Annotated in this window: 13 protein-coding genes and 1 pseudogene; 8 read left to right on the top strand and 6 right to left on the bottom strand. The window is 72.4% G+C overall.

Features of this window, described 5'->3' with window-relative positions; all coding sequences use genetic code 11:
• Positions 1 to 39: 39 nt before the first annotated feature.
• Positions 40 to 1,809 (bottom strand): MinD/ParA family ATP-binding protein, encoded by a 1,770-nt coding sequence (locus ACZ6N8_RS05885; RefSeq protein ID WP_466008324.1) that lies wholly within the window; start codon positions 1,807 to 1,809, stop codon positions 40 to 42.
• On the opposite strand from ACZ6N8_RS05885, the gene ACZ6N8_RS05880 reads away from it, so the two are divergent.
• Positions 1,712 to 2,062 carry a hypothetical protein gene (locus ACZ6N8_RS05880; RefSeq protein ID WP_466008354.1) on the top strand — a complete coding sequence of 117 codons (351 nt, stop codon included), beginning with the start codon at positions 1,712 to 1,714 and terminating at the stop codon, positions 2,060 to 2,062. The genes ACZ6N8_RS05885 and ACZ6N8_RS05880 overlap by 98 nt on opposite strands.
• A 335-nt stretch (positions 2,063 to 2,397) precedes the next feature.
• On the opposite strand, the gene ACZ6N8_RS05875 is transcribed toward ACZ6N8_RS05880, so the two are convergent.
• The gene (locus ACZ6N8_RS05875) at positions 2,398 to 3,408 is read right to left on the bottom strand and encodes a diacylglycerol kinase family protein (RefSeq protein ID WP_466007855.1); all 1,011 of its coding nucleotides are present in this window, start codon (positions 3,406 to 3,408) and stop codon (positions 2,398 to 2,400) included.
• Between the two features lie 124 nt (positions 3,409 to 3,532).
• Here ACZ6N8_RS05875 and ACZ6N8_RS05870 point away from each other — a divergent pair, with 124 nt between their 5' ends.
• The 4 genes and pseudogenes from ACZ6N8_RS05870 to purD all read left to right on the top strand — a co-directional run bounded on the left by ACZ6N8_RS05870 (position 3,533) and on the right by purD (position 7,305).
• On the top strand, positions 3,533 to 4,822 hold the full coding sequence (locus tag ACZ6N8_RS05870) for an adenylosuccinate synthase (protein ID WP_466007853.1): 1,290 nt from the start codon (positions 3,533 to 3,535) through the stop codon (positions 4,820 to 4,822).
• 200 nt (positions 4,823 to 5,022) lie between these two features.
• A pseudogene (locus tag ACZ6N8_RS05865) lies at positions 5,023 to 5,154 on the top strand (type IV toxin-antitoxin system AbiEi family antitoxin domain-containing protein); the annotation flags it as partial.
• 279 nt (positions 5,155 to 5,433) lie between these two features.
• Entirely contained in the window at positions 5,434 to 5,952 is a 519-nt protein-coding gene (locus tag ACZ6N8_RS05860; protein ID WP_466008352.1) for a hypothetical protein, read from the top strand.
• A 102-nt stretch (positions 5,953 to 6,054) separates the two neighbouring features.
• Positions 6,055 to 7,305, top strand: coding sequence for a phosphoribosylamine--glycine ligase (gene purD, locus ACZ6N8_RS05855; protein ID WP_466007851.1), 1,251 nt, complete (start codon positions 6,055 to 6,057; stop codon positions 7,303 to 7,305).
• A gap of 20 nt (positions 7,306 to 7,325) precedes the next feature.
• Here the strand turns inward: purD and ACZ6N8_RS05850 are convergent, their stop codons facing one another.
• The 3 genes from ACZ6N8_RS05850 to ACZ6N8_RS05840 all read right to left on the bottom strand — a co-directional run bounded on the left by ACZ6N8_RS05850 (position 7,326) and on the right by ACZ6N8_RS05840 (position 10,750).
• Positions 7,326 to 8,888: an AMP-binding protein gene (locus tag ACZ6N8_RS05850; protein ID WP_466007849.1), complete on the bottom strand. Its 1,563-nt coding sequence runs from the start codon at positions 8,886 to 8,888 to the stop codon at positions 7,326 to 7,328.
• A gap of 193 nt (positions 8,889 to 9,081) precedes the next feature.
• The gene (locus ACZ6N8_RS05845; RefSeq protein ID WP_364369737.1) at positions 9,082 to 10,296 is read right to left on the bottom strand and encodes an acyl-CoA dehydrogenase family protein; all 1,215 of its coding nucleotides are present in this window, start codon (positions 10,294 to 10,296) and stop codon (positions 9,082 to 9,084) included.
• 1 nt (position 10,297) lies between these two features.
• The gene (locus ACZ6N8_RS05840) at positions 10,298 to 10,750 is read right to left on the bottom strand and encodes an SCP2 sterol-binding domain-containing protein (RefSeq protein WP_364369734.1); all 453 of its coding nucleotides are present in this window, start codon (positions 10,748 to 10,750) and stop codon (positions 10,298 to 10,300) included.
• A gap of 68 nt (positions 10,751 to 10,818) precedes the next feature.
• On the opposite strand from ACZ6N8_RS05840, the gene ACZ6N8_RS05835 reads away from it, so the two are divergent.
• Positions 10,819 to 11,457: a TetR/AcrR family transcriptional regulator gene (locus ACZ6N8_RS05835; RefSeq protein WP_466007847.1), complete on the top strand. Its 639-nt coding sequence runs from the start codon at positions 10,819 to 10,821 to the stop codon at positions 11,455 to 11,457.
• On the opposite strand, the gene ACZ6N8_RS05830 is transcribed toward ACZ6N8_RS05835, so the two are convergent.
• A complete protein-coding gene (locus ACZ6N8_RS05830) occupies positions 11,432 to 12,088 on the bottom strand; it encodes a DedA family protein (RefSeq protein ID WP_466008322.1) in 657 nt (218 codons plus the stop codon). The two genes, ACZ6N8_RS05835 and ACZ6N8_RS05830, sit on opposite strands and share 26 nt — an antisense overlap.
• Positions 12,089 to 12,255: 167 nt before the next feature.
• Between ACZ6N8_RS05830 and ACZ6N8_RS05825 the strand changes: the two genes are divergently transcribed.
• Positions 12,256 to 13,407 carry a sensor histidine kinase gene (locus ACZ6N8_RS05825; protein WP_466007845.1) on the top strand — a complete coding sequence of 384 codons (1,152 nt, stop codon included), beginning with the start codon at positions 12,256 to 12,258 and terminating at the stop codon, positions 13,405 to 13,407.
• Positions 13,404 to 14,045 carry a response regulator gene (locus ACZ6N8_RS05820; protein ID WP_466007843.1) on the top strand — a complete coding sequence of 214 codons (642 nt, stop codon included), beginning with the start codon at positions 13,404 to 13,406 and terminating at the stop codon, positions 14,043 to 14,045. Before ACZ6N8_RS05825 ends, ACZ6N8_RS05820 begins: the two co-directional genes overlap by 4 nt.
• The last annotated feature ends 6 nt before the right edge of the window (positions 14,046 to 14,051 follow it).

Genomic DNA, 14,051 nt, shown 5'->3' with positions numbered 1-14,051 from the left:
TCCGAAGGCCGGCCCGACACCGGGCCGGCCTTCGGTGGGCTACAACCCTTCGGCGACCGCGGCGGCGATCTTGAGCCAGGCGTCCCGCGTGGCCGAGGAGAGCCCGCCGTACCGGATCGGCTCGCCACTGTCGATGAGCCGCTCGTACGGGGCCAGCAGCACCGCCCGCGTACGGGCCGCGAAGTGCTCCTGGATCGCCGGCAGGTCGATCTCCTTGCGCGACGGCGGCATCGACACCACTGTCACCGCCTGCCGGACCAGCCGTTGCCTGCCGCTCTGCTCCAGGTGGTCGAGCATCCGGGCGGCGGTCTCCGCCGAGTCGTTACGGGCCGACATGGTGACCACCAACTGGTCGGTGGCGTCCATCGAGGCCTGCCAGTTCTGCGCCCGTACGTTGTTGCCGGTGTCCACGAAGATCAACTTGTAGAACCGGCTGACCACCTCGCGGATCTCGGCGAACGCGGCGGCCGTCAGCATCTCGCCGCCGGTGGCCGACTCGTCCGAGGCGAGCACGTCGAACATCCCCTCGCCCTGCGAGCGGACGTACTGCGACAGGTCACCGACCCGCCCGTGCGCACCCTGGAACTGCCCGAGGTCGCGCAGCATGTCCCGCACCGTGCGCGAGTGGAAGTCCTGCTGGGCCCGCATCCCCAGGGTGCCCTGCGTCTCGTTGTTGTCCCAGGCAAGCACGTAACCGCCGCGCTTCTGCCCGAACGTCATGGCGAGCAGAAGGATGGCCACCGTCTTTCCGGCACCACCCTTCGGGTTGACCACTGTCACCTGCCGCAGGCCACCGAAGTTGCGGCGCACCATCTCGATGTCCCGCTTGAGCTCCTGCTCGTGCCTGCCCGGCGACAGCCTCAGCAGACCCATCTTGTTGACCACCGCGCGTACGCCCATGGTCGCCACCGGCTCGGGCGGGCGGACCTGCCGGCGCCTCGCGAAGTCCTCGGCGGTCGGAGCGGCGGCGCTCTCCGGTGCCCAGGCGGCGTCCTGGTAGCCGGCGGCCGGCACCCGAGCCACCCCGTCCGCCTCCTGGTAGTGCTGCGGCGGCGGTGGCGGAACTCCGGGCGTGCCCTGCTGCCACGGCGGGGGATACCAGCCCGGCGACGGCGGGAAGGGCCCCGGCGGCGGAGCCGCCGCACCCTGCTGGGGCACAGCCCCACCGTGCGGCGGGTCGCCGAACTGCGACGGGTCAGGTGGCGGCGGCAGCGGGACCTGGCCAGGGATCCCCGGGGAGTAGGTCTGAGCGGTGTAGGTCTGCCCCCCGCCGGCCTGCGGACCGGCCGCGCCACCGGACTGCTGCTGCGGCACCGTGGGCGGCGGGGCGGGAATCGGGGGCGTCGCGGTGGACGCCTCGTCGGAGGTGGGCTCGGCAGCGCTGGCCGGTCGCTGCGGCGGGTACGCCCAGGGTGAATCGGCGGGCGGTCGCGCCGTTCCGACAGCTGGCCCGTCCTGCCCGGCCCCACCACCCTGCGACGACTCCGGCGCGGCGGCAGCCGCAGCCGCCGGGCCGCCTGCGGTGGGGGCACCTGCGGTCGGGCCGCCTGCGGTGGGGGCGCCTGCCTGCGGGCCTGCCGGACCGGCTGGCGCGGGGGCGGACGCCACCGGTTCGGCGCCGTTCGGGCTACCCGGGCGTGCGCTGTCGCCGGTGCCCGGGCTGTCGGCGGGCGCGGCGGACGCCGCCGCCGGGCGGTCCAGGGAGAACGGCATGTCCAGGTCGACGCCGCCCGACCCGACGGGAGGGGCGGGAAGGGGAGAGCCCGATTCCGCAGGCGACGTCCCCGCGCCGGGGGCGGTGCTCGCCACCTCGGAGGTGCTGGCGACGGGGATGCCGGCAACGGCGGCTCCGGTGTTGCCCGGCTGGTCCCGGCCCGCTGGCCCGGCCGTGCCGTTCGGCGGCACGTTCGGCGCGGGCGACACGGAGGGCGCGGGCGGCAGGTTCGACGCGGGCGGGTCGGCCGGCGGCGGCCAACTCGGCTGCGCCGGCGCCCAGCCCGAGGTGGGGCCGTTGTTCCCCCACCCGCCCGGTGCCGGTACCGCACCGGTGAGCGACGGGTAGTCCGACGGCGACGGCGGAGGTAGCGCCGGCGCCCCGGGCTGCCCGGGAACCGGTGGGCGGCCGATCGGCGGCGCCGCCACCGGCGGAGTCACAGGCGACTGCGCGGTCGACGGCGGTGTACCCCTCTGCTCGACGACCGACGCCCATGGCGGCACCACGCCAGCCGCGCCCGGGTCTGCTGGATCCGGCGGCCAGAGTGGCTCGATGTCCCGCTCCGGCGCCGGCTGCTGGCCGGGCTTCCGCGCCCGGTCGGCGTTTTCGTCCATTACGGCCCTCCCCAGTCCTCCTGCGAGGATAGGCGCACCCGCCGACCGGGGCCGGTCGACGCAGCCGGGTCAGCTCGACCAGACCGCCCAGGCACCCGGTTCGATCCACCAGGACCGCTTCCGGGTCAGCTCGCCCTCGACGCCGTCATCGAGGTAGGGCACCTTCTCCTCCCGGGGCAGCACCGACACGGCCCGCCCGCGAGCCCGGCGCACCTCCAGGCGTACCCGCTTGCGACCCAACGCCGAGCGGGCGACCACCGGCACGGCCACCGCGACCTCGACCTGGCCGTCGGCCGGGTCCGGCGCGGCCAGCAGCGTCACGTCGTCGAGCGACGCGTACCCGCCCGCGTTGCCGACCGCGCAGGCCAGCAGCGGTTCGTCACCGTTGGTGAGGACGGTGTCGTCCACCTCCACCCGGGCCCGCCAGTGCAGCGGCCGGCCCGCGTCGTCGGCGGCGCCGAGCAGAGCGCCGTCCAGGGTCACCGAGCCGCCGTCGTTGCGCAGCAGGTCCAGCCGGCGCGGCGTGCCATCCAGCACCGCGGTGGCCACCGCCGCCGGGTCGCGCGGCAGACCGAGCTGCGCGGCCAGGTCCCGCTGTGTGCCGCCGCGCGCCGGGTCCAGCGGCAGGACGGCCACCGGCGGCAGGTCGGGCACGGTCCGGCCGTCGGGCAGGTCAGCCGGGCGGCGACTCGGCGCCGGCGCGTACCGCCGGACCAGCCGGCGCAGCACGGCCCGCAACTGTCCGTCGCTTGCCGTCGCGACGACCAGCCGGGTCTTGCTGTCCGGGTCGGGCCACGTCAGGCCGTCCGGACGGGCCGGCCCGTCGAACAGCGCCAGCACCTCGTCGATCTCCGCGTTCGAGCGGGCGGTGACCGTCTGTACGCGGGCACCGCGGGCGTTCAGCGCGTCCGCGCAGGCCAGCACGGGAACACGGGGCCGGTCGGTGACGCAGTGCTCCGCGTCGCCCGTCCCCGGGGTCTTGTCGGACTCGGTCGCACCGCCGCAGCAGGCTCCGCCGCTGCCGCAGCCCCCGGAAGCGTCCCGCTCCGAATCGAGGGTGAGCAGCACCACGTCGTACACGGAAGGAGCCTCCTGCCTCTCGCCGCGACCCCTGCCGGCCGCGCCGTCACTACTTGTTAACCTGACACCCCGGGCTCGCCAACCGGTCGCCACCTGGCACCCGAGCCTTCTGGAGGCGGAAAAGATGCCAGCGATCGTGCTCCTCGGCGCTCAGTGGGGCGACGAGGGCAAGGGCAAGGTTACCGACCTGCTGGGTGAGCGGGTCGACTACGTCGTGCGCTACTCCGGCGGCAACAACGCCGGACACACCGTGATCACCCCGGACGGCCAGAAGTACGCGCTGCACCTGATGCCCTCCGGCGCGCTGTCACCCAGCGCGATGATCGTCATCGGCAACGGCGTGGTGGTCGACCCGAAGGTGCTGCTCGCCGAGATCGACGGTCTCGCCGAGCGGGGCGTCGACGTGTCCCGGCTGCGGATCTCCGGTGACGCGCATCTCATCATGCCGCACCACCGCGCACTGGACCGCGTGGTCGAGCGGTACCTCGGCTCGTCCCGGATCGGCACCACCGGCCGCGGCATCGGGCCGGCGTACGGCGACAAGGTCGCCCGGATGGGCATCCGGCTCCAGGACCTGCTCGACCCGGGCATCCTGCGCAAGAAGCTGGAACTCGCGCTGCGCGAGAAGAACCAGATGCTGTTCAAGGTCTACAACCGCAAGGCGATCGACCTCGAAGCCACAGTCGAGGAGTACCTGGCGTACGCGGAGCGGCTCAAGCCGTACATCGCCGAGACCCGCGCCATGCTCTGGGACGCCCTGGACCGGGACGAGACGGTGCTCCTGGAGGGCGCCCAGGCCACCATGCTGGACATGGACCACGGCACGTACCCCTTCGTGACGTCGTCCAACCCGACCGCCGGCGGTGCCTGCGTGGGCGCCGGCATTCCGCCCACCGCGATCAGCAAGGTCATCGCGGTGAGCAAGGCGTACACCACCCGGGTCGGCTCCGGGCCGTTCCCCACCGAGCTGTTCGACGAGAACGGCGCGCACCTGCGCAAGGTCGGTGCGGAGTACGGCACCACCACGGGCCGTGAGCGCCGCTGCGGGTGGTTCGACGCCGTCGTCGCCAGGTACGCCTGCCGCCTCAACGGCGTCACCGACCTGGTCATCACCAAGCTGGACGTGCTCACCGGGCTGGCCAAGGTGCCGATCTGCGTCGGCTACGAGATCAACGGCGTTCGGGTCGACGACATGCCGATGAGCCAGACGGACTTCCACCACGCCACGCCCATCTACGAGGAGCTGGACGGCTGGTGGGAGGACATCACCAAGGCCCGCACCGTCGATGAGCTGCCGGAGAACGCCCGCCGCTACATCGCCCGCATCGAGGAACTCTGCCGAACCCGCGTCAGCGTGATCGGCGTAGGCCCCGGCCGAGAAGAAAACGTAGTCCAACACCCCCTCCTCCCCTAACCTCCAGGCACCCCACCCCACCCCACCCCACCCCACCCCACCCCCCAATCGCCTGGGTGATCAGGAGGTTTGCGTCAGCATCGAGCCGGGTCCTGACGCGAACCTCTTGATCAACTGCGCCGACGGACGGTTGTCCACAGGGATCTTCGGGTTGTCCACAGGGGCTTCGGTGAGGCGGAGTCGGTCGGCAGGCTGGGGCGGTGGGACCTCACCAGCTTTTGCGCGACATCGCGGCCAGGCAGGACGGGATGGTCACCCTGGCGCAGGCGGTCCGTGTCGGCCTGACCAGGGACCAGGTCCGACAGCTGTGCCGTTCGGGCAGGTGGCAACGACTTCTACGCGGATGCTTCGTCCCGGACGCTGAGTGGAGCGATTCGGCACTGCGGCGGGCGCGCATCCGGGCGGCGGTGATGAGCCTCGGCCCAGGCGCATTCGCTGTTCTCGACACCGCTCTCGAACTGCACGGCGTCGCGGGCGTTCGTCGGACGCCGGAGGTTCACATCTCGGTGCCGGTTGATCGCCCCCGGCCTCAGCGTGCTCCAGCACCGTGGCTGATCGTGCACCAGGTGACCGTCGTGCCCGGCGACCTCACCTCGGTTGCGGGTGTTCGCGTGACCTCGCCACTTCGCACCGTCTCGGACGTCATCCTCAGGGTCGATCGTTACCCGGCCGTCTCGGTCCTCGACTCGGCGCTGAACCAGGGCCGAGTCACCCGAGCACAGCTCGCCCAGATCCCGGGTCTGATCCGGGGGCGGCGGGGTGCTGTCGCGGCCCGCAATTACCTCGCCGAGGCTGACGGGCGAGCGCAGTCGCCACTGGAGACGCGAAGCCGACTGCGGTGCGTCGACGGCCGGGTGCCGCCGGACACGCTGCAGCTGGAGGTACGCGACGACGACGGATACCTGCTCGGCGTCGGCGACCTGGGTTGGCGTGCGCCAAGGGTGATCGCGGAGGCGGACGGCCGGGACGCCCACGGCACTGCGGAGGCGGCGTTCGCCGACCGTCGCCGGCAGAACCGACTGGTCAACGCAGGCTGGACGATCCTTCGTTTCACCTGGCAGGACACCTTGAGCCCCGACTACATCCCGTACACGGTCCGCCAAGCGATCACGATCGCTGACCGGAGGTGATCAAGAGGTTTGCGTCAGAAACAGATCGACGTATGACGCAAACCTCTTGATCACCAGCAGCGAGGGCGGGGGTGGGTGGTGGGGACAGTAGGATTCCGGGTTGTGCGGGTTCTTTTGGTGGGTGGTGGGGGGCGGGAGCATGCGCTCGCGCTCGGGTTGGCTGCGGATCCGGCTGTTTCGGCGGTTGTCGCCGCGCCCGGTAATCCGGGGATCGCCTCAGTGGCTGAGCTGCGGGCCGTGAGCGCTTCCGATCCGGCCGCCGTTGCGGCGCTGGCTGTGGAGACGGCTGCTGACCTGGTGGTGATCGGGCCGGAGGCGCCGCTTGTCGCGGGGGTCGGCGACGCGGTACGCGCCAAGGGCATCGCCGTGTTCGGCCCGTCGGCCGAGGCCGCCCGGCTGGAGGGGTCGAAGGCGTTCGCGAAGGACGTGATGACCGCCGCGAACGTGCCGACCGCCCGCGCGTACGTCTGCGTGGACGAGGCGAGCACCGCCCGGGCGCTCGACGAGTTCGGCGCGCCGTACGTGGTGAAGGACGACGGGCTCGCCGCCGGCAAGGGTGTGGTGGTGACCGACGACCGGTCCGCCGCGTTGGCGCACGCCGCCGAGTGTGGCCGGGTCGTGGTGGAGGAGTTCCTCGACGGCCCGGAGGTCAGCCTCTTCGTGGTCACCGACGGTGAGGCGGCGCTGCCGCTGCTGCCGGCACAGGATTTCAAGCGGATCGGCGACGGCGACACCGGCCCGAACACCGGCGGCATGGGCGCGTACGCGCCGCTGCCCTGGGCTCCGCCCGGCCTGGTCGACGAGGTGATGCGCGACGTCGTGCACCCCACCCTTGCCGAGTTGCGGCGTCGGGGAGCCCCGTTCGCCGGCCTGCTCTACGTCGGCCTGGCGATGACCGCCGCCGGCCCTCGGGTGATCGAGTTCAACGCGCGCTTCGGTGACCCGGAGACGCAGGTGGTGCTTGCGCTGCTGGAGACTCCGCTTGGCGGGTTGTTGCACGCGGCGGCCACCGGCACGTTGGCCGAGCACCCGCCGCTGCGCTGGCGGGACGGCGCGGCGGTGACCGTGGTGCTCGCCGCGCAGGGCTACCCGGCCGCGCCGCGCACCGGTGATGTGATCACCGGCGCGGACCGCGAGGGCATCATCCACGCCGGCACCGCGCGGCGGGCCGGCGACGGGGCGCTGGTGTCCGCCGGCGGCCGGGTCCTCTGCGGTACGGCCACCGGCGTCGACCTGGCCGCCGCGCGGGACGCCGCGTACGCGCTTGTGGACGGGGTGGGGTTGGCGGGTTCGCAGCACCGCACCGACATCGCCGCCGCCGCGGTCGACGGCCGGATCACCATCCCGGGTTGAGGGACGGGCCGGAGGGCGATTCAGCCGTAGTAGCGGCGCAACTCGCGGCTCAGCACCTTGCCTGTGGCGTTGCGGGGCAGGTACTTCACGAAGATCACGTCCCGGGGGACGGAGAACCGGGCCAGGTAGTGGCGGACGTACTCGCGGACCGCGTCGGGGTCGAGGGTCTCGTCGGGGTGCAGGGCGAGGAAAGCGGCGAGTCGCTGGCCGTACTCGGGGTCGGGTACGCCGATCACCGCGGCCTCGCGGACCTGCGGCAACCTGGCGATCAGGTCCTCCACCTCGGACGGGAAGACGTTCTCCCCACCGGAGACGATCATGTCGTCGGCTCGGCCGTCGACGAAGAGCAGCCCGTCGGCGTTGAGTCGGCCGAGGTCGCCGGTGTCGAGCAGCCCGTCACGGGTTTCCCGGCTGGCTCCGGAGGTGTACCCCTCGAAGAGCATCTCGTTGCCGACGAAGATCCGTCCGACGCTGCCGTCGGACACCGGCTTGCCCTCGTCGTCGAGGATCGCCAGGCGGGTGCCGTGGGGCGGCCGGCCGGCGGTGGTCGGTGCCTGGCGCAGCTCCGGCGGGCCGGCGATGGAGGCCCAGGAGACCTCGGTGGAGCCGTAGAGGTTGTAGAGCACGTCGCCGTAGACGTCCATGAACCTGGGCGCCAGGCCTCCGGGCAGGGCCGAGCCGCTGACGGCGACGACCTTGAGTTTGGGGCGCGGGTCCGGCGGCGGGACCTCCATCAGGCGCTGGATCATCACCGGTACGGCGAACATGGCGTCGCAGCGGTGGGTGACCAGGGCGGTGAGCGTGGCGGCCGGGTCGAAGCGGCGCTGCAACACGATGGTGGCGCGGAGCGCGAAGCACACCTGGAGTGCGGCGAATCCCCACGTGTGGAAGATCGGCGCGGCGATCATCACGCGGTCCCGGACGTGCAGGGGGATGCGGTCGATGATGGACACCAGGGGGCCGAAGCCGCTCGGTGTGGGCCGGCGGGCGCCCTTGGGCGCACCTGTGGTGCCGGAGGTGAGCACGATGATCCGGCCGTCGCGCTCCGGCGGGCGCAGCTCACTCGGCAGTGCGCCGACGACGAGTTCCTCGCGTGCGTGTTCGTCGAGGCGGGGAAGTTCGGCGGGGAGGCCGATGACCCGCTCGGCGAACTCGTCGTCGTGCACCAGGAGGCGGAGCCGTTGCTCCTCGGCGACGGTGGCCAGTTGGGCCGCGGAGAGGCCGGTGTTGACGAGGACCGCGTCCACGCCCAGCAGGGTGGCCGCGACGATCGTCTCGATCAGCCCGCGGTGGTTGCGGCAGAGCACGCCGATCCGGTCGCCGGCCTGTACGCCGAGCCCGGCCCGCATCGACCGGGCCATCCGTTCGGCTCGGTCGAGCAGGTCCTGATAGGTCAGCTCGGTGCCGTCCTCGTCGATGACGGCAGGTCGACCGGGATCCCGTGCGGCTGCCTGGCGCAGCTCGCCGGCGAGGCTCCACCCCCAGGTGCGCAACGCGTTGAGCTGCGAGGCGATTCGGACCGGTCGGCCCGGGGTGAGCAGGCCGCGACGGGTCAGCGTGGCAACGATGAACGGCAGGTCCATGCCGCAGACCTCCTTGTCGGGGCGGTACGCGGACAGCCCCGTCCGTCGGGGCGTCTTCCTTGATCATGCACCGGGCGTGGCAGCGGGCCCAGCCTGCGTCGGCGGGGGGTGACGAAGACGGCACGGATAGGTAGGGGACCGCCGCCCGGGCCGGATCAGCAGGTGTCCGACCCGAGCGGCAGCCGACCCGAGGTCAGCGGATCTGCATTCCGGAGATCGCCCGCGAGATGACCAGTCGCTGGATCTCCGAGGTGCCCTCGAAGATGGTGTAGATCTTGGCGTCGCGGTACCAGCGTTCGACCGGGTGGTCGCGCAGGAAGCCGGCTCCGCCGAGCAGCTGCACCGCCTTCTCGGTGACCGACACGGCCACCTCGCCGGCCTTGAGCTTGGACATCGAGCCCTCACCGGCGGTGAACGGACGGTTGTTGCGGCCCATCCAGGAGGCCCGCCAGACGAGCAGCCGCGCGGCGTCGATCTCCATCCGCATGTCGGCGAGCGCGAAGGCGACGGCCTGGTTCTCGATGATGGGCCGTCCGAACTGGACCCGGTCCTTGGCGTAGTCCAGCGCGTACTCGTAGGCGGCCCGGGCCACGCCGAGCGCCTGCGCGCCCACCGTGGGTCGGGACAGCTCGAAGGTGCGCATGGCGGCCTGCCCGCTGGCTCGTTGCCCGGAGCGGGCGCGGGACAACCGTTCGTCGAGGGAGTCCTTGCCGCCGAGCAGGCAACGGCCGGGTACGCGTACCCCGTCGAGGAAGACATCGGCGGTGTGCGACGCGCGCAGGCCGAGCTTGCGCAGCTTGCGGGTGGCGGTGAGGCCGGGGGTGCCCGGCGGTACGACGAACGCCGCCTGGCCCCGGGAGCCGAGCGTGGGGTCGACGGAGGCGGTGACCACGTGCACGCCGGCGATGCCGCCGTTAGTGGCGTACGCCTTCTGGCCGTTCAGCACCCACTCGTCGGTTGCCTCGTCGTAGACGGCCCGGGTGCGCATCGCGCCGACGTCGGAGCCGGCCTCGGGTTCGCTTGTGCAGAACGCGGCGACGGCCGGCGAGTCGACGTCGCCGAAGCACTGTGGCACCCACTCGACCATCTGGTCGGGGGTGCCGGCGCCGTAGATGGCGGCGACGGCGAGCGAGGTGCCGAAGATGGACAGGCCGATGCCAGCGTCACCCCAGAAGAGTTCCTCACTGGCGATCGGCAGCGACAGCCCGGTCGGGTCGGCCCAGCAGGTGGCGAGGAACTCGAAGCCGTAGAGGCCGACCTTGGCGGCCTCCTGGATCACCGGCCAGGGGGTGTCCTCGCGTTCGTCCCACTCGGCGGCGGCCGGGCGCACGACCTCGGCGGCGAAGCCGTGCACCCAGTCGCGTAGATCCCGCTGTTCCTCGTTCAGGTCTAGCGAGAACTCGCCCATGTCAGGCCTTGGGGATGTCGAACAGGTTGGCGATGTTGGCGGCGAGGCCGAGGTCGCCCTTGGCCTTCAGCTTGCCGGTCATGAACATCATCACCGGGTTGGCGCCACCGGAGACGATCTTCAGGAACTCGACAGGGCCCATGGTGAGGCTCAGCTTCGGGTCGTGCTGCGGGGTCTCGTTCACGTCGCACTTGCCGTCGGCGATGACGACCTCGTAGGTGTCGTTGCCGCCGTCCGGACGCCCGGTGATGATCCAGTGGATGACCGCGTTGGTGGAGCCGGCCCGGTCGGCGCGGAACAGCGACGGCATCCGGCCGAACACCTCGCCCAGGATCTTGCCGCGCAGGTCACCGGACATCACCTGGGCGATCTTGTCGTCCGGGGTGGACTTGACCAGCTGGGCGAACTCCTTGGGGCCGACGTTGGCGAAGGTGGCCGGGTCGAAGTCAGTCATCAGGTGTGCCTTCCGGAAGATTTGGCTACTCGTGCGTAACCCTACGCACGAGTAGGTATGCTCGCAAGGTGTCCACCGTCCCCGCCTTCAAGCGCCTGCCACGGGCCGTCCGCGAGCAGCAGATGCTCGACGCGGCAGTGAAGGTCTTCTCCCGGCGCGGCTTCCACGCCGCCAGCATGGACGAGATCGCGGAGGACGCCGGCATCTCCAAGCCCATGGTGTACGCGTACCTGGGCACCAAGGAGGAACTCTTCGTCGCCTGCCTGCACCGGGAGGGGACCCGGATGATGCAGGCCATCGCCGGTGCCGCCGCCCCGGACCTGCCGGCCGACGAACGGCTCTGGCGCGGGCTGCGGGCGTTCTTCGGCTTCGTGGGCGCACACCGCGACGGGTGGGCGGTGCTCTACCGGCAGGCCCGGGGCGAGCAGCCGTTCGCCGGTGAGCTGGCAGCCATGCGCACCCGGCTGGTCGAGGTGGTCGCCGGGATGCTCGACCACGCGCTGCGCGCCGAGGGCCGCGAGATCGCCGCCATCGACCTGGAGGTCGTCGCGTACGCGCTTGTCGGCGCGTCCGAGTCGCTTGCCGACTGGCTCGCGGACCACCCGGACGCCGACCCGGAGAAGACGGCCACCCGGATGATGAACGTGGCCTGGCTCGGCGCCGCCCAGCTCCTGCACGGAGTCACCTGGCGTCCGCCTGTCGACTGACGGTTCCGGCGGAGAAAGCGTCGGTGCCCGGCTCGGCGGATCGGCGGTTGCGGAGCCAGCGGACCACCTCGGCGACCACCGTCACCGTCACGGCGAGGCCGAGACCGAGCAGGAGACCACGCAGCGGGTCCTGCTCGAAGGCCAGTCCGCCGACGTACCCGACCAGCGCCGAGTAGAGCGCCCACGAAGCGGCAGCCAGCGCGTCGAAGGCCAGGAAGCGTCGGCGGGGATAGTGCACCGCGCCCATGGTGAGGGTGACCGCGGTCCGGCCGCCAGGCACGTAGCGGGCCACCGTGAGGATCAGCCCGCCGCGCGTCGCGATTCCCCGCCGGGCCCACTCGATGGCGGTCCGACGCCGACCGTCAGGCGGCAGCCGGTCGAGCAGCCGCGCGCCGCCGCCCCGCCCGATGGCGTACGAGACGTGGTCTCCCACCAGCGCCCCGGCGGCGGCCACCAGGATCACCGCCGGCAGGTACGGCGCGCCGGAGGCGGCGAACACCCCTGCGGTGATCACCGCCGTCTCGCTCGGCACCACCGGGAAGAAGCCGTCGAGCACCGCGATCGCGAAGATCGCCAGGTACACCCAGGGCGAGGACATCGTCTCGTGCAGCAGGTCGAGCAGATCCATGATCCTGATGCTGGTGTGGGCAGCGGCTCCCGCCATCGGCCAGTGGTCAGACGGGCACCGCTACTTAGGTCGCATCCGGCCCCGACGGCGGCTCGGGGTCATCCCTCACCCCACCCTGGTCTGGCTGCGCGGGACGGTCCGATCCGTCCGCAGCGCCCTAAGCTCGCTTCGTGGCCTCCAGCGCCGTCGCCGTTCGGCGGGCCGTCCAGCGGTACGCCTCCGTGCTGCTCGCCGTCACCGTCGCGGCAGCCGTCTGGGCCAGCTCGACCGGTGACATCGGCGTCCGTTCGCCGCTGCCGGGCGTCGTCGCGCTGGTCCTCGCGGTGGCCTCGGGTTGGGCCGCCGGCACGATCCGCACGCGCCGCTGGCCGTTGTTCCTGGCCGCGGCGGTGGGCTGGCTGGTGCTCGCCGCCGCGGCGGCCGGGGTGGTCGCCTCGTACCAGGCGGGTCTGCGACTGCGCGGTCGCCAACTCGCCAGCTACCTCGCTGGCACGGCCCTGGTGCTCGCCGGTGGGGTGCTGGTCGGGCTGGAGGTGGGCGGCACACGCCGGATCACCACCGCCACCACCGGCAACGTGCTGCTTCTCGCCGCCTGTCTGGTCGGACTTCCATTGGTCTTCGGCCTCTGGGTGCGGGCCCGCCGGGACACCCTCGCCGCGCTGCGGGACCGGGCCGAGCGACTGGAACGCGAGCAGGAGGCCCGCGCCGACCGGGCCCGTGCCGAGGAACGGACCAGGATCGCCCGGGAGATGCACGACGTGGTGGCGCACCGGGTCTCGTTGATGGTCGTGCATGCCGGGGCGCTGGAGGTGACCGCCGCGGACCCGGCGACCGTCGAGGCCGCCGCGCTGATCCGAACGACCGGCCGGCAGGCGCTCACCGACCTGCGCGAGGTGCTGGGCGTGCTGCGACAGACCGGCCCGGCCGTGGTGCCGGAGCGCGGGATCGACGCGCTGGACGAGCTGATCGGGGAGTCCCGCGCCGCCGGGCTGCGGGTGTCCCGGCGAGACGAGGGCGTGCCGACGGCACTACCGGCGACGCTGGGGCGTACCGCGTACCGGGTGGTCCGGGAGGCGCTCACCAATGTGCGTAAGCACGCGGCCGACGCCGAGACGACCGTCTGTCTGCGCTACCTGCCCGACGGGCTGGAGGTGATGGTCCGCAACGGCCCGTCCGAGGGCGGGGCGGCGCTGCCCGGCGCCGGCCAGGGGTTGCTCGGGCTGCGCGAGCGGGTGGAGCTGCTCGGCGGCCGGCTGGAGGCCAGGCCGGTGGACGGCGGCTTCCTGGTCCGGGCGTTGATCCCGTTGGTGGGTACGGCGTGATCCGGGTGGTGGTGGTCGACGACGAGCAACTGGTCCGCGCCGGGCTGCGGCTGATCCTGGAGGCGGCCGGGGACATCACTGTGGTGGGCGAGGCAGCCGACGGCGCCGGCGCGCTGGAGCAGGCGCACCGGTTACGCCCCGACGTGGTGCTGCTCGACGTGCGGATGCCAGGCCTCGACGGGCTGGCCGTCGCACCCGAGGTGGTCGCCGCCGGCCCGAGAGTGATCATGCTGACCACCTTCGATCTCGACGAGTACGTGCATCAGGCGTTGCGGGCTGGCGCGGTCGGCTTCCTGCTCAAGGACACCCCGCCACGCGAGCTGGCGTCCGCCGTCCGCACTATCGCCGCCGGGAACGCGATGCTCGCTCCGACGGTGACCCGCCGTCTGATCAGCTCATTCGCGGAGCGGGGGCCGGCCCGTCGGGACGCGGCCCGGCGGCGGCTCGCCCCGCTCACCGCGCGCGAGCTGGAGATCGTCCGGGAGGTGGCGCGGGGGCTCGGCAACGCGGAGATCGCCCGACGGTTGACCATGAGCGAGGCCACCGTGAAGGCACACGTCAGCCGGGCGCTGGCGAAACTCCAGGCAGGCAATCGGGTGCAGCTGGCCATCCTGGTGCACGACGCTGACCTGCTGTGACATGTG

The organism is Micromonospora sp. NPDC047521, assembly GCF_055587305.1.
Note: the sequence above shows the minus strand (reverse complement) of the source record. Positions and strands in the feature narration are given on the sequence as shown.

Excerpts from the sequence above, each read along its gene's own strand:
- ACZ6N8_RS05840 (WP_364369734.1), bottom strand. The coding sequence starts at position 10,750 with ATGACTGACTTCGACCCGGCCACCTTCGCCAACGTCGGCCCCAAGGAG.
- ACZ6N8_RS05850 (WP_466007849.1), bottom strand. The coding sequence starts at position 8,888 with ATGGACCTGCCGTTCATCGTTGCCACGCTGACCCGTCGCGGCCTGCTC.
- ACZ6N8_RS05845 (WP_364369737.1), bottom strand. The coding sequence starts at position 10,296 with ATGGGCGAGTTCTCGCTAGACCTGAACGAGGAACAGCGGGATCTACGC.
- ACZ6N8_RS05870 (WP_466007853.1), top strand. The coding sequence starts at position 3,533 with ATGCCAGCGATCGTGCTCCTCGGCGCTCAGTGGGGCGACGAGGGCAAG.
- ACZ6N8_RS05880 (WP_466008354.1), top strand. The coding sequence starts at position 1,712 with ATGTCCAGGTCGACGCCGCCCGACCCGACGGGAGGGGCGGGAAGGGGA.